We start from the raw sequence: 17,620 nt of genomic DNA, 5'->3' as shown, positions 1-17,620 counted from the left end.
TATAAGACAATGGAGGAATGACAAAAAGTGACAACTAATTATAATCCTCAAGATATCGAAAAAAAGTGGCAGAAAATTTGGGAAGAAAAAGATGTATTTAAAGCTTCAATTGATAATTATGAAAGAAAATTCTACGATTTGGTGATGTTTCCATATCCTTCAGGAACATTACATGTTGGACATGTGAAAAATTATGTTATAGGAGATGTTTTAGCCAGATACAAAAGGATGAGAGGGTTCAACGTTATGCATCCGTTTGGTTTTGATGCATTTGGACTTCCTGCAGAAAACGCCGCAATAGAAAAAGGCAACATTCATCCTGAGGATTGGACCATGCAAAATATTAATATTATTAGAGAACAGATTAAGCGATTAGGAATAAGTTATGATTGGGATAGAGAAGTAATTACATGCAAAGAAGATTATTATAAATGGACTCAATGGTTGTTTATACAATTATATAAAAATGGGTTAGCTTACAAAAAGAAAGCACCAGTGAACTGGTGCCCAAATTGTATGACAGTTCTTGCCAACGAGCAAGTTGTTAACGGTAAATGCGAAAGATGTGGAACAACGGTTGAAATTCGACATTTAGAACAATGGTACTTAAAAATAACTGATTATGCAGAAAAATTATTAAACGATATCGAAAAACTAACTGGCTGGCCTGAAAATGTTAAAACTATGCAAAAAAATTGGATAGGTAAAAGTACAGGAGCTGAAGTTGAATTTAAAATCGATGGTAATGATAAAACTTTAAAAGTTTTTACTACTAGACCTGATACATTATGGGGAGTAACATTTATGGCTCTTGCGCCAGAATCCCCATTGGTAGAAGAATTAACCACCCCAGAAAACCATGAAAAAGTTGAAGAGTTTTTAAGAAAAGTTAGTTTACAAGATCGTTTTAAAAGAGCTGCTGAAGGTACTGAAAAAGAAGGTGTGTTTACAGGAAATTATGCAATAAATCCAGTAAATAATGAAAAAATACCTATATACGTTGCGAATTATATATTATATGAATACGGTACTGGTGCAATAATGGCGGTCCCTGCCCATGATCAGCGTGATTATGAATTTGCTGTTAAGTATAACCTTCCCATAAGGGTTGTTATAAATTCTTCAGAAGATACTTCAACTGAAGAAACACTAAAAGAAGCTTACACAGGAGAAGGAAAACTTGTCAATTCTGGCGAATTTACTGGATTGGATAATAAAGAGGCAATAGAGAAAATATCCTCATGGTTAGAAATAAACAATATTGGAAAAGTTGTTACTCAGTATAAATTAAGAGATTGGTTAATTTCTAGACAAAGATATTGGGGAGCACCGATTCCCATAATCTATTGTGAAAATTGTGGGACTGTTCCAGTCCCAGAAGAAGACCTTCCTGTAAAATTACCAAGGGATGTAAAATTTGAACCTACCGGGAAAAGTCCTCTAATAGACCATCCTTATTTTAAAGAAGTTAATTGTCCAAAATGCGGAGCTAAAGCCACAAGGGAAGTAGACACAATGGACACCTTTGTCGATAGTTCTTGGTATTATTTGAGATATATAAATGCAAAATTGGAAGAAAAACCATTTGAAAAAAAAGATGTAAACAGATGGTTGCCAGTTGATCAATACATTGGTGGAGTAGAACACGCGATTCTTCATCTTTTGTATTCAAGGTTTATAACAAAAGTCTTAAAAGACTTGGGAGAAATTGATTTTGACGAACCTTTCAAAAACTTATTTACACAAGGCATGATTTACAGAAATGGCGCAAAGATGTCTAAATCAAAGGGTAACGTAGTTTCTCCTGACGAAATGATCAAAAAATATGGAACTGATTCTTTAAGAACTTATATTTTGTTTATGGCACCACCTGAACGGGATGCAGAATGGAACGATTCTGGTATAGAGGGAGCTTATAGATTCTTAAATAAAGTTTGGAATAATTATATGAGAATTATAGATAAAATTTCTTCTTATGAATTGGTTAATGATTATAATTTAGAAGAAAAACAAGAGAAAGATTTAAGGAGAAAGCTACACCAAACAATAGCAAAAATAACCAACGATATTGAAGGAAACTTCCAGTTTAATACAGCTGTAAGTTCGCTCATGGAACTATTGAACGATTTCAGTGATTATCTAAACAATATGCCTGAAACAAAATGGAATAAAAACCTTTTAAGAGAATTTTCTGAAAATTTCTTATTGATGCTTTCACCTATTGCTCCTCATATAAGTGAAGAATTATGGAAGATATTGGGTAAAGAAAGTTTAATAGTTGAATCTGATTGGCCAGAAATTGACAAAAATGCCTTGAAAGCAGAAGAAATTACATTGGCTGTTCAGGTCAACGGAAAGTTGAGATCCCAAATAACAATAGACATAAACATGAATAAAGATGAAATAGAAAAAATCGCGTTAAGTGACGATAAAATTCGAAAATACACTTCTGGAAATAAAATAGCAAAAGTAATTTATGTGCCAAGAAAAATAATAAATATTGTAATCAAAAACTAAGAACAGGAGGTGGAGAAAGATTTCACTATTTTTTTAGTGAATCTTTCTTTAAAAAATGAAATCAAATAAAATCCCAAAACCTACAATTAAAAGAATAGCTATGTATAACCGTTTTTTGGAAAGTTTGTTAGATGAGGGAGTTAAAAAAACTTCTTCTAAGGAGATAGCGGAAGGTCTTAATATTAAAGCCTCACAAGTCAGAAAAGACCTATCGTACTTTGGTGAGTTTGGGAAAAGAGGAGTAGGGTACGATGTAGAGCAATTATTTTTTAGAATCCAGAGAATTCTTGGAACAGAAAGATTTTGGAATGTTGCTATCGTTGGAGTCGGGAATTTAGGAACAGCGATTTCTCATTACCCTGAATTAGAAAAGAATAAATTCAGAATAGTAGCAGCATACGATATTGATAAAAGAAAAATTAATTCTTCCTTATTACCAGGAGTTACGATAAAACATATTAGAGAGTTAAAAAGAAAAGATATTGATATAAATTTTGAGATAGCTATCCTAACAGTACCCTCAAACGTTGCTCAAGAGGTCGCAAAAATACTTATAGATGCAGGGGTAAAGGGTATACTGAATTTTGCTCCCGTTGCAATAAATGAGGATCATAGAGTCACTATAGAAAATGTCGATTTTGTTGTTTCATTGAAAACTTTAACATATGAAATAATTACAAGGTTATCATAAAGATCTAATTTTTTATTCTCAAATTGAATTTTGAAGGAGGTTTTTAATATCTTTATTAATATAAATTATCCTGTTTCTCTGGAAACGATAAGAAAGTTAAAAAACGGGGACAAAGTTTCTTACACAGGTAAGATTATACTTGTTTCTCCTGATGCTTTAAAAAGACTTTCAAAATATTACACATTGGAAGGCGTACCTCTGTTTAATTTTTTAGGAGAGTTCGTAACCAGCGGAACTCTAAATCTTGCTCATGGGGAGATTAAAAGTATAGATATTTCAGAAATATCTGATTACTTCGATTTTCTGTTTAAAGGAGGCGCTAATTCCTTAATAATTGACAAAATTTCTCCAAAAACTCATAATCAATTAAAAAACTACAAAAGGCCTTTTTTTAAATCTCTTTCTCAAACTATAGGTATTTATGATCCAAAAGTGCTTTTATATAAAGACATAAAAAATGGAGGCATAATAGAAGTTTGGACAAAAAATCATCCCTTAGAGGTTTTAACTTTTGAAGAAAAGGAACAGATGAGTGATATAGACAATGCCAAACTTTAAAACACATATCATTAGCGGTATTATAGCCTTTCCTCTCTTCTTTTTAATCTTTAACCTAATTTACAGTTATTTTTTTTATGATATTTATTATGTTCCTAGTGAAATTTTTGCATCTTTCCTTCTTTTTGTTTTAGGAAGTGATTTCCCTGATGTTGACCACCACAATGCTTTTATCAACAAATTTTTTAGACTATTTTTAGTAATTGGTTCAGTTTATTATATTTTTGATTACAAACAAATATTTATAGAACAGTTTAATTTATCTTCTAACATATCATCCTTTTTAATAATAGTAGTAGGAATTTTAATCGGAATGATTTTGGGTTTCATATTTAATAAGCTTACTAAACATAGAGGGATGTGGCATTCAATTATAACGGGAGTAGTTATTTCAGTTTTAATATACTTTTTGAATTTTAAATACCGCTCGCCAATAAATCTTTTTTATAGTCTGAATTTTTTTGTTGGCTTTTCCTTGCATCTTTTACTTGATAAGGTTCACAAAAATTAAATCTTGTTTTTATTTTTTTCATAATTTTCAACAGCTATTGGTTTTTGCAGGTAAAGAGGCTTTAGATCTTTGATTTTTACTTTTTTGCTTTTTTTTACAACCTCAAAAACAACTTTTTCATCAATATTTATAATTTCTATTTCATTTTTTAAATTACATCTTTGTTTAAAATAACCTGCCTCTTCGTTTATTAAAACGCTATCTCCAATTATTTTATTTAAAGAGTTATCAAATACCATTTCTGGTCCGAAAATCATTTCCCCTTTTTCGTATAGGGTTACATAAGCAGCATTCTCTCTCGCTTTTTTCAATACACTCACTTTTTTCTCTTTTAGGACACTGTTTTTTATAGCAGAAAAATACAAAATATCAGATGAAAAAAAAGAGTAAACTTCCTTATCTGGATCATTTATTAAAAGACCTTGAAGCGTAGAGATAGCAACCCTTATTCCTGTGAATGAACCAGGCCCAATATCAACTCCAAAATCTTCTATACTTTTTATACTTAATTTAGCCTTTTCCATAACTTCTTTCACAGCAACAGAGAGATAATTTCCTGATTTTTTCCCCGTTAAAGTTTTTTTATAAATTTTATTTTTTTTGTCTTTTAGTATTACTAAAGTTTCTTTTAAAGTTGTTGATATTACTAAAAAAGAAATCTTATTCACTTCCCTCTTTTTTTTCTTTAATTTTCATAGCCGTCTTATATGCATTAATAGAGGCTTCATATTTTCCTTTAACTTCGTAAGATTTGGCTAAAATAAGATAACTTCTATAATCATCAGGATTTTTCATTACCAGTTTTTCAGACAAATGTACGGCATAGTTTCCCATTTTGATATTACAGAGAAAGTTTATTTTTGAATAGGTGGGAAAGATTTCAAAAAACAGAAAAATAAACAACACTCCCGCGAAAATTGGTACAAATATATAATAAAAATTACTTTCTTTTTCCACAGGGGTAGCTTCTATATCTTTGTTATTATCTTTATCTTCTGTTTTCATCGGTAAATTTTCTATTCTATTAATATTCATTTGCAATTTTAATAATTCACCATTTATTTGTTCATTGAAAGAAAAGGCTAGGCTATCTATATCTTGGTTAATATCTTCAATATAGATGGGAACTTTTTCCTGTAAGTTTTCTAATTTGGAGTTCAGGGTTTTTAATAATGGATAAAATAGATTATACAAAAGATTTTTTTCTATAGATAACTTATTTAGATCAAAAGCGATTTCATAAATTTCAAGTATAAAAGATGACAATTGTTGTTTTTCAACAAAAAAAACTCCTTCAGTTAATGAACTCAACCTTTGTTTTATAAGAAAATATTCTTCCAACTGAGTGAACGTTATCAGAGATTGATTTATGGCATTGTGTTTTTTTAAAAAAGTAAGTAATTTATAAGCTCCTAAATATTTATCTTCTTCAACTAAATAAGTACTGCTCAAAATAAACTGTTCAAATAAACCATAATTGTTTTTCGGAATAAATGTCTCAATAAACTTTTCTATATCTTCATCAAAAAAAACTGGAGAAGATAAAGATTTTTCAATTATCGATTTGATAAATACTTCAAAAGAATTTACTTTTATATAGTTTTGCAAATCATCTAGTTTATATAAATACTTATACGAAGGTTCATTAAAGGCGCCTATTAAAAATATTTCTTCTATAATATGTGGAATCTGTGGAAATATGAAAAGAATTTTCTGTGTGTCTTCTTGAGGGATTTTGAAAGACGTATTAAGTACCCCTAAATTTATACAAAAGTTTTTAATATCTTCACTGACGATATAATTAGCGAACTTAAAAAGATTATATTTGTTGTACAAATTAATTTTAGCAGATATTAGTGCACCAACTTCAGAAATTCTTTCATCAGATGGATTTTCAATTAAATATTCTAGAAAATACTCCCAAGATAAATTTAAGGTAGCAGTATTTTTTGATAAATTTTCTATTTCTTCAAGAGTAAGTGTCCAAGCTAAAATAGGAAACAAAAAAATTAATAAAATAATGAAAATTTTCTTCATGAAAAAATATCTCCTTTTACTTGATTCGTTCATTCCCGAATATTATACATTATTTTATTATCTTTGTGAATGTTCACATACATGTTTTGTTTAATTATTTATTATTTTAGAGCTATTAATGTATAATATATATAAAGAAAAAAATAAGAGAAGGGAGAAATTTAATATGGAGAATAACTGGAAGGTTTTTTGGGACCAGAGAGATGTTTATTATAAAAAAAAAGAATCTGCTCGCAAAAAATCTTGAAAAAACGTTGGGAATCTCTGGTTTCCTATCAAAGTTATTAGTTTCTAGAAATATAACAGATCCAGAAGAAGCTGATATTTTTTTAAACCGTCCGGAGTCAGAAAATTTTGACCCATTGATTATGAAAGATATGGATAAAGCATTGGATATTCTTAAAGAGGTAAAAGAAAAAAAAGAAAAGGTCGCCATATTTGGTGATTATGATGTTGACGGGGTAACTTCTTCTTCTGTATTGTATTTAGGTTTAAGAAATTTAGGGTTCGAGGTAACTGTTTACATTCCTTCCAGAATAGAGGAAGGCTACAGTTTAAATGAAAATGCTTTGCATGAACTAAAAAATAAGGGATTTCAAAATATAATCACAGTAGATTGTGGTATAACCTCATTAAAAGAGATAGATTATGCAAAAAAATTAGGAATGAAAGTTATTGTTACTGATCATCACCTTCCACAAGATACCCTTCCTAAAGCTGATGCTATACTAAACCCAAAAAGAAAAGATGACAACTATCCTTTCAAAGATTTAGCGGGTGTGGGAGTTACTTTCAAGCTCCTTCAAGCTTTGTTCAAGAACTTCGATAATACTTTAGATCCATATGAATATATAGACCTTGTTGCTTTAGGAACAATCGCTGATATTGTACCTATATTATCAGAAAATCGATATTTTGTAAAATTAGGAATCGAAAAGTTAAAATCAAATCCTTCAAAAGGCATAAAATACCTATTAGATGAATTAAAGATAGTAGAATCAGAAATAAATTCCCGCACAATTACTTTCAAAATCGCTCCTAAAATTAATGCCGCCGGAAGAATGGCTGATGCTTATGCTGCCTTTAAATTATTGACTGAAGAAGATGATGAAAGATTAAAAAAGGCTGTTTCTGAACTGCTAAAATTAAATTCAAGAAGACAAAGTACAGAGAAAGAAATATATCTCTATGCGATGAGTTTGCTGGATTTATACCCAACATACAAAACGAATCCCGTTTTAGTATTAGGTGGAGAAAATTGGCATTTGGGAGTTCTTGGAATCGTTGCTTCAAAACTTTCAGCTCAATTTAATAAACCTGTTTTGATGATTTCAAAAAATGGTGAGTACTGTAAGGGTTCTGGAAGAAGTCCTCAAGGTATAGATTTAATGGATCTCTTTTTAAAAGTTAATGAAAATAACATTTTTGAAGAATTCGGTGGGCATAAATTTGCAGCAGGATTTTCACTTTTTTCTAAAAACATAGATAAATTGAGAGAATCTATTAACAAAGTCTACAAAGATATATACGGTGATAAAAAACTATCTTTTACATTAGACATCGATATGGAAATAGACAAGATCTGGGATGGGATGTTTGACGATATAGAAAAGTTAGAACCTTTTGGCCATGGAAATACAGAACCAGTTTTTTTGATTAGAAACGGTAAACTTGAAAACCTTAAGTTTTTCAGTAATGGATTCCAAAATTTTTCAGGAACTCTAAATAAAGATTCTTTAATGATAGACGTTTTAGGATACGATTTAGGACACTACTTAAAGGAATTAATTCCAGATAAAAAAAGAGGATTTCCTTTGGATCTTGCTGGAACTTTTAGAATAGAAAACTCTTATAATTTGAAAAATAGTTATATCAAATTTTATGTTCAAGATTTGAAAATTGAAAAAAGCTTTCAATCAGAAGATATTCAACAAAAATACTTTGTTGATGGAATTTTAAAAAATGAATTGAGCAGAGTGACAAATATAAATGTCTTGAACGAAAACTTGACTAAAAATAAAGTAGCTATGTTTCTGCCCAGTAAAATAAAAAACGATACTATTCTCAGTAAAATATTTATCTGCTTAAAAAACAAAGAAAAAGTTGTTGTTGTTTCAGCTACTAATAGCTTGTTAGAACATATTTATAAAATAATTAGCGCTTATTTTCCCGAAGAATTTTTGTATTTTGATAACAACTATATATTAGATCAAAATGCTATCAACGACCATAAAGTTGTTTTTGTTACTGTACCTAAATTTGCAAAGAATTTAAAAATTTTCGATTCTTTTAACGCTGAAATTATTATAGATGAACCTTTTTATTCTCTTTTTCATCCTGTAATAAAAAAAATAAGTTATTATCAAAAATTCAGAAGATATATACTGCAAAGAAATCATGTGGGTATCTTTGGTACTATTTACAATGAAAATCTAAAAGAATATTTAAGAGCTTCAGGTTATAAAATTCTTACATCATTTTCAAAAAATAATGCATTTGAAGTAATACGAGAAAACAACAATATTTTAAAACTTTTGAATGATTACTCAAACGATAAAAATAGCAAAGTTCTGGTTCTTGATAATTCTGAAAGACAAAAATCGCTTGCAAAACTCCTCGATCTAAAATTAAACGTATCTGAACATGAAATAAAATTCTTCAATCATTCTATGAGCTATCGAGAAAAGTTAATTGCTAGGGATAAGTTTAAAAACGAAAATGCCAATTTCTACATAACATCTTTCTCTAATAACGGAATAGCTTTTGAAGTTAAAAAGTTTCCTCCTACATTAATCATAACAGATGTACCTAAAACAGACATAGAATTTTTAGATTTGGTTTCTACTTGGATGAAAAAGAATCAAAAAGTAACGATAATATTAGCCTATAATAATCGTTTTAGAGTTAAATTATTATACGAATATTCAAAAAAATATCCCTCTTTTAAAATTTTAAAAAATACATATGATTTTATACAGGAAGGACATTATAATACTAAAGAAATCTATGATAGCCTTTTTGAAGGGGATGATGATTTTTCTCAAACTGTTTTAAACGTGTTAGAAGATGCTCAATTAGTTAAAAAATACAAAGATGATCTTCAGATAATAGATACATTCAGTTTAAAAAAACTCAGAGAAAGTGCTAATTTCGAAGAAAATATTTTGGACAATTGGATATTAAAACACATAATAAAATTCTATGAAAATTTAGATACACGAGAATTAATAGACCTATTAAAAGGAAATTTCTCAGAAGTTGGAGCAAGAGGGGTATAAAGTGCAAAATGATTTAAGAACAACATTTGAACTGAATACTGTAATTCTCAACAAAAACTCGAGTGTTTTGGAAATCAAAGAGATATTAAAAGAACAAAGGGTTTTTTGCAAAATATTTCCATCCCCTAAAAGTGTTTTGAAAGCATGTGCTCCCATCGTTTGTATTTCTAACAAAGACATGGAGAAAGCCCAGGAAGTTTTAGATAACAATGGTGTAGAATATACAATAGTAGAATTGGAGAACGATATAATATGGGAACTCCTAAAAAAGTGAAAACCTTGGCAATTGATTATGGAACGAGCAATTGTGGCATTGCTTTCTATACCGAAGACATAAAAATTGTTTTACCAAAAGCTACAGTTAAATCAGATAAGTTGATAGAATACTTAAAATCTTCAGAAATCAATGAACAAGATAGAATAATATTTGGATTACCCATATCTATGTCCGGTAGATATTCAAATCAAACATTTTTAACTATCGATACAGCGATTAAGATAAAAAATATCTTTGGATGTAAAATTTTTTTTGTAGACGAAAGATTAACCACTTCTACTTTATATAGTCAATTTAAAGGAAAAGTAAATTATAAAAAAGTAAAAAAGACAAAAGACCAGAGTAGCAGCGTGTTAATATTATCTAGCTATATCCAAAACCCCAAAATTGGGTTGGAATTAATAGCAAAAGAAATAAAAGAAATTTCGTCAGATATAAAAAAATACGATAATATCTTATTATATAGAATATCAGTAGATGTGAACATTCATAATGTGGATATCTTCACCAATGACCCTTGGACATTTTGGTATTACTATAAAAAAGGGCTAAAAAGTACTACTTTAATATCTGATTTAAAAGAACATTACGATCTTTTAATTATATCAAAAGAAAACAAAGATAATTTACCAAAGAGCATTACTTATTGTAAATCAATGTGCCTGTAGCCTAACGGATAAAGCGTTGGACTCCGGATCCAAAGATGTGGGTTCAATTCCCACCAGGCACATTTTTTATGTAAATTTATAAGTTCGAATTAACTCATATAAAAATGGAAATTAAAAATTAAAAGAATTTAGGAGGTAAATTATGGCTAAGTCTGATCTGGGTATAGATTTAGGAACAGCTACTTTTGTGGTTTATCAACAAGGTAAAGGCATAATTCTTGAAGAACCTTCTGTGGTAGCTATTGATAAAGATAAGAAATCTATTTTAGCTATTGGTCACGAAGCGAAGAACATGGTGGGGAAAACCCCAGCTCAAATACAAATTGTTAGACCCGTTCAGGATGGTGTAATAACCGATCCAAAAATAATAGAAGAAGTTTTAAGATTTTTTATACAAAAAGCAAAATCTGGAGGATTCAGTATGTATAAACCAAGGCTTATTATAGGCATTCCTGCATTAACAACGGACGTGGAAAGAAGAGCTGTCAAAGAAGCGGGAAGTAGAATCGGTGCCTCTAAAGTGTTTCTAATAAGTGAGCCATTAGCTGCAGCTATTGGAAGTGAAATAAATATAACTGAACCTGATGGCCATATGGTTATAGATATTGGTGGTGGAACAACCGATTTAGCGGTACTAAGTCTGGGTGGTTGCGTTATTAGTGAAACCATAAAGATAGCTGGAGAAGCTATGGACGAAGAAATTATGAAGTATGTGAAAAGAAGATACAAATTTTTAATCGGTGAAACCACTTCTGAAAGATTGAAAATCGATATTGGTAAAGCTCATTCTCATGAAGAGAATTTAGAGATGGAAGTTAAAGGCCAGAACATAAAAACTGGTTTGCCTTCTACTTTAAAATTAACTTCCGATGATATTTATTATGCACTCAAACCTATTTTAAATGAAATAATAAATAAAATAAAAAATATTTTAGAAAAGACACCACCTGAATTAGCGGCTGACATAATGAATAATGGGCTTATTGTAGTCGGTGGTGGGGCAAGATTAAGAGGATTAGCAAAATTAATTTCAGAACAAACAGGTGTCAGAACGTATATTCCAGAGGACCCTCACCTAACTTGTGCAAGAGGTACAGGAATTTTGTTAGAAGATGTAGAATTATTAAACAAAGTACAAGTAAACTAATTCGAATTCGAAATTTTTGGGAGGAAGAACGATGCGGGGAATATACGGTGCTACAGCTGGAATGCTCAACTCTTTCGCAGAATTAGATTCTATATCAAACAATTTAGCCAATCTAAATACGGTTGGTTACAAGAAAGATTATAATTTATTCAAAAGTGTCTATGAAAAAGAAATAAGATCTTACCAAGATGAAAAAGATAGAGGAACTTCTATCGGAAACATATATAGCTCCGTTGTATTAGACGAAGTTATTCCAGATACCACGCAAGGTTCTTTGGTTGAAACTAACGAAAAACTTGACTTTGCTATTGAAGGTACTGGTTTTTTTAAAGTTGAAAGAAACGGCAATTTCTTTTATACAAGAAATGGTGATTTCTCTGTAAATCAAGAAGGTTATCTCGTTACAAAAGAAGGAGATTATGTTTTAGATAATCAAGATAATCCTATTTTAGTTAATCCTGAGGATTTTTTTGTGGATAATCAAGGTAATATCTCAGGAACGGATGTAAGCTTGAATATAGTTGATTTAGAAAACTTCACAAAATATGGCTATACTTATTTTACAGGTCAAGAAATCGAATCTACAACACCATTTGAATTAAAACAAGGGTATTTGGAAAACTCTAATGTGAATGCGTTAAATGAGATGCTAAGAATGATAGAGGCAAATAGAAAGTTCGATATATTACAACGTGCTGTAGCAACAGGTGACTCATTAAATGCAAAACTTATTGAAGTAACTTCTAATTTCTAAAATATGTTTAATCTTTAACTAAAGAATGGAGGCGAAAAAATGTTAGTATCTTTATACAATGCAGCAACAGGAATGAATGCTGAGCAAAGAAAATTAGATATCATTTCTAATAACCTTGCCAACGTTGATACTACAGGCTATAAAAAACAAAGGGCAGAATTTCAAGATCTATTATACTCTTCCGTTAGAGAAGCCGGAACACCTACAGCTCAAGGTTCTACTTTGCCTACTGGTTTATATGTTGGGCATGGTACAAGATTGTCTGCAACAACAAGAATTTTCACACTTGGAAATATAGAGCCTACTGATAACTCCACAGATTTAGCAATAATGGGGGATGGATTTTTCCAAGTTCAAATGCAAGATGGCAGCTTAGCTTATACTAGGGATGGCTCTTTCAAGATGGATGCCAACGGAAGGCTTACAACAAGTGATGGTTTGTTAGTAATTCCAAACATAGTAATTCCTCAAAATGCGGTGGGAATTAACGTTTCACCTGATGGTATCGTTAGCGTCTCGTTAGGGGATGGAAACATTCAAAATGTTGGAAATTTAACTACCGTTAGATTTTTAAATCCAGCAGGGTTGAAACCTATTGGAAATAATCTATATTCCGAAACTCCTTCCTCAGGAAATCCCACAGAGGGGATACCCGGGCAAGATGGGTACGGTGCTTTACAACAGGGATACTTAGAAAAATCTAATGTGGATGTAGTTAAAGAAATGGTAGATATGATAGTTGCCCAAAGAGCGTACGATATTAACTCGAAGACAATTACTACAGCTGATGAAATGTTAAGAACAGTATCAAATATCAAAAGATAATAAATAATCTCCCTTCCATATTTATACAAGTAGTTTATTAAATGGGAGTTGATATCTTGAACCGATTAAAATGGATTTTTAACATTGTGTTTTTTTTGATATTTAGTTTTTTCGCTTTTTCAAATATTGTGTTTGAAGTACCTTCAGTAATTTATAGTGAAGATAGAAACTTTACTTTAAAAGATATTTTTCCAGAAATTGTTTTCGATAGAACTATTTCTTATATTCCGAACAATAAAATTGTTTATTCGCAAGAAGAATTATCAAAAACTTTAAATGGTTTACTGAGTAGCTATTACAAAGATTTTGAATTAATATTTGAAGGTGATATAGTTACAATAATACACGAAAAAGAAAATCCGCAGTTAGATACCGAAACAATCAAACTAGTAGATTTTGTTAAAGAAGTTATAAAAGGTTTTGATGATAGTTTGATAATAAATAATATCGACTTAAGTAATGCTCCTACAACTGTTAAATCATGTGAAATTCAACGAATTTATAGAAACGGCGCTAGGGTGTACTTAACACTTAAAGTTGTGGATCTAGAAAATAGAACCAGATATATATCAGTAATTGCAGATGTATCAAAATATGAAAATGTTCTGGTTTACAATAAAGATATTCCTAGAGGCACTATTTTAAGTACAGAATTAACTGAAGTAGCAACAAAGAATATTTTAGAAGTTAATTATCAACCTGCAAATTTAGAATTAATAAAATCCGGTAATTACGAATTAACAAAGAATGTTGAAAAAGGTGAAATTGTGAATTCTATATATTTAAGGAAATTACCTGATATTAAAGCCGGAGATATTGTAACAGTAGTGGTTGATTTTAATGGGGTTCAAGTGTCTACTTTATCTAGAGTCATGTCAAATGCTAACTTTGGAGAATTTGTTAGTGCTAGAAATTTAGACAATGGTAATATCGTATCTGGAAAATTAATGCAGGGACCTATTCTTTTAGTTGATTTAGGAGGTTGGCAAAATGAATAGACCAATATTTTTAAAGTATTTTTCATTACTCTTGATTCTTATATTGACTTTTTCTATAACCTTTTCAGAATCATTATGGAATAAGGAAGATGATAAAGCTTATTCAATATATAATTATAATCAATCTTTTGATATTGGAGATATTATAACAATAGTAGTTTCTGAAAATCCATCTCTTTCACTAAACGAAAGTATGCCTGATTATAAGGGCGCAACAGTTGACAGTGTTAATTCCGTTGTAAATAATATAGGGGGGGTGGACTTATCAAATTTCTTACCCTTAGGGGCTAGCAATCCAACACAAATCAATGTTGAAAATAACCAAAAATCCGCTTCTTCATCTGCTCAGGTTCAGCTTTTCGTATCAGCAGTAATACAAGAAAAAGACTTAAATGGTTTGCTAAAAGTAAGAGGTGAAAAAGAGATTAAAGTTGGGAAAAATAGAAATACTATGATTGTAGAAGGATACATTAACCCAAAATATATTTCGAAGGACGGAACCATTTATTCTTCTGATCTTGCAAATGCTAAGATCTGGTATGATGGAGATATAGTATTTCAACAGGATCCAAGCGAACCATCGTGGATTTCCTCAATATTATCAGGAATTGCTAATATATTCTTTTAGAGGTGTTTGATATGAAAAAAATTACTATTTTTTTAGTACTTTCTATATTTTTATTATTAAATGTTTTTTCCTTTTCAGCAGTTAGAATAAAAGACATATCTGACTTTAGAGGCGCCAGAGATAACCAACTGTTTGGAATAGGTTTGGTAACTGGATTAGATGGAACAGGGGATTCTGGAGAGGTTCCTTCAGAGATGTTGAATAATATGCTTGTTAATTTTAATATAAACCTAACATCGTTTGTAGAAACAGAAAATACTGCTTTAGTAATGGTTTTCGCTGATATTCCTCCTTTTTATAAGGAAGGAATGAGACTAGATGTTACTGTTGCAGCAATAGGAGATTCTGATTCTCTAGAAAACGGTGTATTAATACAAACTCCTTTGTATGGTGCTGATAATAAGGTGTATGCAGTTGCTCAAGGGCCCGTTTTAACAGGAGGAACTAACACAAGGTCTTCTTCAAGCTTACAAGATAGATACAAAGCTGTTGGAACTATTCCAGGTGGAGCCATAATAGAAAGAGAAATTCCTGCAAGAATAGTAAACGAAAATACTGTAACAATTAACTTAAAACAACCTGATATAACAACTTCCGCAAGAGTTGCTAACGCTATAAATTCTAGTTTTTCGTTGAAGATTGCAAAGGCTCAGGATCCTTCTTCTGTTAGGATTGAAATTCCAGAATATTTTCAAGACGACGTTATTTCTTTTCTAGCTTTGGTAGAAGAAGTTGAAGTTACACCAGATGCAAAAGCTAAGATAGTTATAAATGAAAGAACAGGGACCATAGTACTTGGAGGTAATGTAGAGATAGCTGATTTTACTGTTAGTTACGGTAATTTTAGTGTGAGTGTAGAAAAAGGTAAGATAAGCGGAAAACCCGCCACTGTAGCCAATCTTATTACCGCATTAAAAGCAGCTGGAGCGACTCCTCAAGATATTATTGCCATTATTCAAAGTGCACAGCCTTATTTATATGCCGAATTGGTGGTGATGTAGAAATGTCATCGATGTCATCAAATCCTATAGGTCCTGCCTTCAATGTGAATTCAATGAATGTTAATAAAATGGATGTTAGAGATGCAACTGAAGCCTTTGTATCTGATATATTTGCAAAGATACTTAATTCTGCTCAAGATAGCGAACTTTTTAAAGAAAATAAATTAATTCCTGAATCAAACACTGAAAAATGGTTCAAGGAATGGATAAATGTGGAATATGCAAATATGTTAACTCAAAAAAGTTTAACTCCTTTGGTGGATCAGATTATCAGTAGTTTCCCTCCACAACGATGAATCTATCTTTAATTTTCTGGGCATATTCTAACTCTAAGCGATCTATTGAATCTATAAATAAATCATCATTAAAAACTTTTTCAAAACCTATTTTAAAAGCGTCAGCTAATTCTTTTTTTGATAAAGGCCTTTTTAAGATATTTTCTATATCAATAGTTGAATTTAACAAATGGCTTTTTATTTTTTCGGAATTAGCATAGTTAAAGGAATTTATATAGGATTCATAATCAAATTTTATAGGGATTGAGCCATGTTGAAGAATAAAATATGGGTTTCTATATTGGGCGCTACCAATAAGTTTTTTCCCGTTTACTTTCACTTCATAAAAAGAAGAAGCATCATAACAAAAGTCTTTTGTTAAACCTTTACTCTTAGAAGGTTCCATATGAGATTCTATTCCCAATTGAAGAAATGATTCTATAAGAGCTCTTGAGATTTTCATGTAACTATCCATAAGTGAGTTAGGTAATAAATTACTAGATTTAGATATTGAAAAAGAGTAAGTTATCTCTTTGTTATGTAGAACTCCTCTTCCTCCCGAAGGCCTCCTAACGACATCAATACCTTTTTTTTCTATAAAACTCCAATTAAGATTTTTAGTTTTCTGGTTTCTACCCAACGATAAGGTTGGTTTACTCCACTCATAAATCCGAAGAGTTGGAACTTTTTTTACGTTTGATAGTTCTGCAACAGCTAAATCTATCGCCATATTTAAAGAACCTTCACGTGCATCATCAACAACTAGTCTTATCATAGTATTTCACCTAATGGATGTTTTTTAGGAATACCTGTTTGTCTTGGAAAGTTTTTAGGAGTGTAATCAGTTTTTTTAAACAAAATGAAATATCTCTTTTTCTTTTCCTTACCGGTTTCGTATTCTATGTTCTTATATTCTATTATCTTCAATTTATTCAAAACATTTTTTGTGTATAATAATTCATCTTTAAAATAAAAAGGACCTTTAAAAAGAGAAATATACCCTCCAACCTTCACCAAAGGGGCTAAATACTCAAGTGCAATATCACTTCTTGCTAACGCTTTGCAGGTAGCAAAATCAAAATACTCTCTGTAGTTTTTTGCAAAATTTTCTGCTCTTTCACAAAAAACATGAACATTTTTTAAATCCAGTTTATTAATAAAAAATTGAAGAGCATCTACTTTTTTATATATACTATCAACAAGATAAAACTCTTTTTCCGGAAAATATATAGCCCAAACTAAACCGGGGATTCCTCCTCCAGTTCCAATATCAGCAACGCTCTTTACTCCATCTAAAATGTCTTCCTTTTCTAATGGAGTCAAACTATCCAATACAAGGTTATCAAAAGCTTCTTTTTCATCTTTGTAAGCAGTTAAATTTACAGGATAATTTACTAATAAGCTAACATATTTAGTCAATTTTTTTACCTTATCTTCAGAACTATTCATTGACAA

The 17,620-nt window shown here is 30.5% G+C and carries 18 protein-coding genes and 1 tRNA gene; 15 read left to right on the top strand and 4 right to left on the bottom strand.

The annotated features are described in order from the left end of the window. Window positions 1-27 precede the first annotated feature (27 nt). The 4 genes from leuS to PW5551_RS01490 are packed head-to-tail and all read left to right on the top strand — an operon-like array spanning window position 28 to window position 4,277. Window positions 28-2,517 carry a leucine--tRNA ligase gene (gene leuS / locus PW5551_RS01505; RefSeq protein ID WP_113073855.1) on the top strand — a complete coding sequence of 830 codons (2,490 nt, stop codon included), beginning with the start codon at window positions 28-30 and terminating at the stop codon, window positions 2,515-2,517. A gap of 55 nt (window positions 2,518-2,572) precedes the next feature. Next, window positions 2,573-3,208, top strand: coding sequence for a redox-sensing transcriptional repressor Rex (locus PW5551_RS01500; RefSeq protein WP_113073853.1), 636 nt, complete (start codon window positions 2,573-2,575; stop codon window positions 3,206-3,208). Window positions 3,209-3,238: 30 nt separating this feature from the next. Next, on the top strand, window positions 3,239-3,766 hold the full coding sequence (locus PW5551_RS01495) for a hypothetical protein (protein WP_113073851.1): 528 nt from the start codon (window positions 3,239-3,241) through the stop codon (window positions 3,764-3,766). Further along, complete coding sequence (locus PW5551_RS01490; RefSeq protein WP_113073849.1) at window positions 3,753-4,277, top strand: metal-dependent hydrolase; 525 nt, start codon at window positions 3,753-3,755, stop codon at window positions 4,275-4,277. Before PW5551_RS01495 ends, PW5551_RS01490 begins: the two co-directional genes overlap by 14 nt. Here the strand turns inward: PW5551_RS01490 and tsaB are convergent. Both tsaB and PW5551_RS01480 read right to left on the bottom strand, forming a co-directional pair. Then, window positions 4,274-4,945 (bottom strand): tRNA (adenosine(37)-N6)-threonylcarbamoyltransferase complex dimerization subunit type 1 TsaB, encoded by a 672-nt coding sequence (tsaB, locus tag PW5551_RS01485; protein WP_113073847.1) that lies wholly within the window; start codon window positions 4,943-4,945, stop codon window positions 4,274-4,276. The two genes, PW5551_RS01490 and tsaB, sit on opposite strands and share 4 nt — an antisense overlap. Further along, window positions 4,938-6,314, bottom strand: coding sequence for a hypothetical protein (locus tag PW5551_RS01480; RefSeq protein ID WP_113073846.1), 1,377 nt, complete (start codon window positions 6,312-6,314; stop codon window positions 4,938-4,940). The genes tsaB and PW5551_RS01480 overlap by 8 nt, the downstream gene beginning before the upstream one ends. Window positions 6,315-6,517: 203 nt before the next feature. On the opposite strand from PW5551_RS01480, the gene recJ reads away from it, so the two are divergent. The 11 genes from recJ to PW5551_RS01425 all read left to right on the top strand — a co-directional run bounded on the left by recJ (window position 6,518) and on the right by PW5551_RS01425 (window position 16,186). Further along, window positions 6,518-9,592 (top strand): single-stranded-DNA-specific exonuclease RecJ, encoded by a 3,075-nt coding sequence (gene recJ / locus PW5551_RS01475; protein ID WP_113073844.1) that lies wholly within the window; start codon window positions 6,518-6,520, stop codon window positions 9,590-9,592. 1 nt (window position 9,593) lies between these two features. Further along, entirely contained in the window at window positions 9,594-9,866 is a 273-nt protein-coding gene (locus PW5551_RS01470; RefSeq protein ID WP_113073840.1) for a putative Se/S carrier-like protein, read from the top strand. Continuing rightward, window positions 9,845-10,537 carry a Holliday junction resolvase RuvX gene (gene ruvX, locus PW5551_RS01465; RefSeq protein WP_113073838.1) on the top strand — a complete coding sequence of 231 codons (693 nt, stop codon included), beginning with the start codon at window positions 9,845-9,847 and terminating at the stop codon, window positions 10,535-10,537. Before PW5551_RS01470 ends, ruvX begins: the two co-directional genes overlap by 22 nt. After that, window positions 10,528-10,599 (top strand) — tRNA-Arg (locus PW5551_RS01460). Before ruvX ends, PW5551_RS01460 begins: the two co-directional genes overlap by 10 nt. 80 nt (window positions 10,600-10,679) lie before the next feature. Next, entirely contained in the window at window positions 10,680-11,684 is a 1,005-nt protein-coding gene (locus PW5551_RS01455) for a rod shape-determining protein (RefSeq protein ID WP_113073834.1), read from the top strand. Between the two features lie 31 nt (window positions 11,685-11,715). Then, a complete protein-coding gene (locus tag PW5551_RS01450) occupies window positions 11,716-12,438 on the top strand; it encodes a flagellar hook-basal body protein (protein WP_113073831.1) in 723 nt (240 codons plus the stop codon). A gap of 39 nt (window positions 12,439-12,477) precedes the next feature. Further along, entirely contained in the window at window positions 12,478-13,263 is a 786-nt protein-coding gene (gene flgG / locus PW5551_RS01445) for a flagellar basal-body rod protein FlgG (protein ID WP_113073829.1), read from the top strand. A 56-nt stretch (window positions 13,264-13,319) separates the two neighbouring features. Then, window positions 13,320-14,261 carry a flagellar basal body P-ring formation chaperone FlgA gene (flgA, locus tag PW5551_RS01440; RefSeq protein ID WP_158526107.1) on the top strand — a complete coding sequence of 314 codons (942 nt, stop codon included), beginning with the start codon at window positions 13,320-13,322 and terminating at the stop codon, window positions 14,259-14,261. Then, the gene (locus tag PW5551_RS01435; RefSeq protein WP_113073825.1) at window positions 14,254-14,889 is read left to right on the top strand and encodes a flagellar basal body L-ring protein FlgH; all 636 of its coding nucleotides are present in this window, start codon (window positions 14,254-14,256) and stop codon (window positions 14,887-14,889) included. Before flgA ends, PW5551_RS01435 begins: the two co-directional genes overlap by 8 nt. An 11-nt stretch (window positions 14,890-14,900) precedes the next feature. Beyond that, complete coding sequence (locus PW5551_RS01430) at window positions 14,901-15,890, top strand: flagellar basal body P-ring protein FlgI (RefSeq protein ID WP_113073823.1); 990 nt, start codon at window positions 14,901-14,903, stop codon at window positions 15,888-15,890. A gap of 2 nt (window positions 15,891-15,892) precedes the next feature. Further along, window positions 15,893-16,186, top strand: coding sequence for a hypothetical protein (locus PW5551_RS01425; protein ID WP_113073821.1), 294 nt, complete (start codon window positions 15,893-15,895; stop codon window positions 16,184-16,186). Here the strand turns inward: PW5551_RS01425 and PW5551_RS01420 are convergent. Together PW5551_RS01420 and rsmG are read right to left on the bottom strand one after the other, a co-directional pair. Then, on the bottom strand, window positions 16,161-16,940 hold the full coding sequence (locus PW5551_RS01420) for a biotin/lipoate A/B protein ligase family protein (protein ID WP_113073819.1): 780 nt from the start codon (window positions 16,938-16,940) through the stop codon (window positions 16,161-16,163). The genes PW5551_RS01425 and PW5551_RS01420 overlap by 26 nt on opposite strands. After that, the gene (gene rsmG, locus PW5551_RS01415; RefSeq protein ID WP_113073817.1) at window positions 16,937-17,614 is read right to left on the bottom strand and encodes a 16S rRNA (guanine(527)-N(7))-methyltransferase RsmG; all 678 of its coding nucleotides are present in this window, start codon (window positions 17,612-17,614) and stop codon (window positions 16,937-16,939) included. Before rsmG ends, PW5551_RS01420 begins: the two co-directional genes overlap by 4 nt. Window positions 17,615-17,620 lie beyond the last annotated feature (6 nt).

It is taken from the genome of Petrotoga sp. 9PW.55.5.1 (assembly GCF_003265365.1).
Classification (GTDB): Bacteria; Thermotogota; Thermotogae; order Petrotogales; family Petrotogaceae; genus Petrotoga.
The sequence above is the reverse complement of the archived record's forward strand: the minus strand, read 5'-3'. Positions and strand labels throughout refer to the sequence as shown.

What these genes read in the sequence shown, in the direction of transcription:
- PW5551_RS01425 (WP_113073821.1), top strand. Translation starts at nt 15,893, where the DNA reads ATGTCATCGATGTCATCAAATCCTATAGGTCCTGCCTTCAATGTGAAT.
- recJ (WP_113073844.1), top strand. Translation starts at nt 6,518, where the DNA reads ATGTTTATTATAAAAAAAAAGAATCTGCTCGCAAAAAATCTTGAAAAA.
- flgG (WP_113073829.1), top strand. Translation starts at nt 12,478, where the DNA reads ATGTTAGTATCTTTATACAATGCAGCAACAGGAATGAATGCTGAGCAA.
- PW5551_RS01490 (WP_113073849.1), top strand. Translation starts at nt 3,753, where the DNA reads ATGCCAAACTTTAAAACACATATCATTAGCGGTATTATAGCCTTTCCT.
- PW5551_RS01450 (WP_113073831.1), top strand. Translation starts at nt 11,716, where the DNA reads ATGCGGGGAATATACGGTGCTACAGCTGGAATGCTCAACTCTTTCGCA.
- PW5551_RS01455 (WP_113073834.1), top strand. Translation starts at nt 10,680, where the DNA reads ATGGCTAAGTCTGATCTGGGTATAGATTTAGGAACAGCTACTTTTGTG.
- ruvX (WP_113073838.1), top strand. Translation starts at nt 9,845, where the DNA reads ATGGGAACTCCTAAAAAAGTGAAAACCTTGGCAATTGATTATGGAACG.
- rsmG (WP_113073817.1), bottom strand. Translation starts at nt 17,614, where the DNA reads ATGAATAGTTCTGAAGATAAGGTAAAAAAATTGACTAAATATGTTAGC.
- PW5551_RS01480 (WP_113073846.1), bottom strand. Translation starts at nt 6,314, where the DNA reads ATGAAGAAAATTTTCATTATTTTATTAATTTTTTTGTTTCCTATTTTA.
- PW5551_RS01500 (WP_113073853.1), top strand. Translation starts at nt 2,573, where the DNA reads ATGAAATCAAATAAAATCCCAAAACCTACAATTAAAAGAATAGCTATG.
- PW5551_RS01430 (WP_113073823.1), top strand. Translation starts at nt 14,901, where the DNA reads ATGAAAAAAATTACTATTTTTTTAGTACTTTCTATATTTTTATTATTA.
- PW5551_RS01420 (WP_113073819.1), bottom strand. Translation starts at nt 16,940, where the DNA reads ATGATAAGACTAGTTGTTGATGATGCACGTGAAGGTTCTTTAAATATG.
- PW5551_RS01435 (WP_113073825.1), top strand. Translation starts at nt 14,254, where the DNA reads ATGAATAGACCAATATTTTTAAAGTATTTTTCATTACTCTTGATTCTT.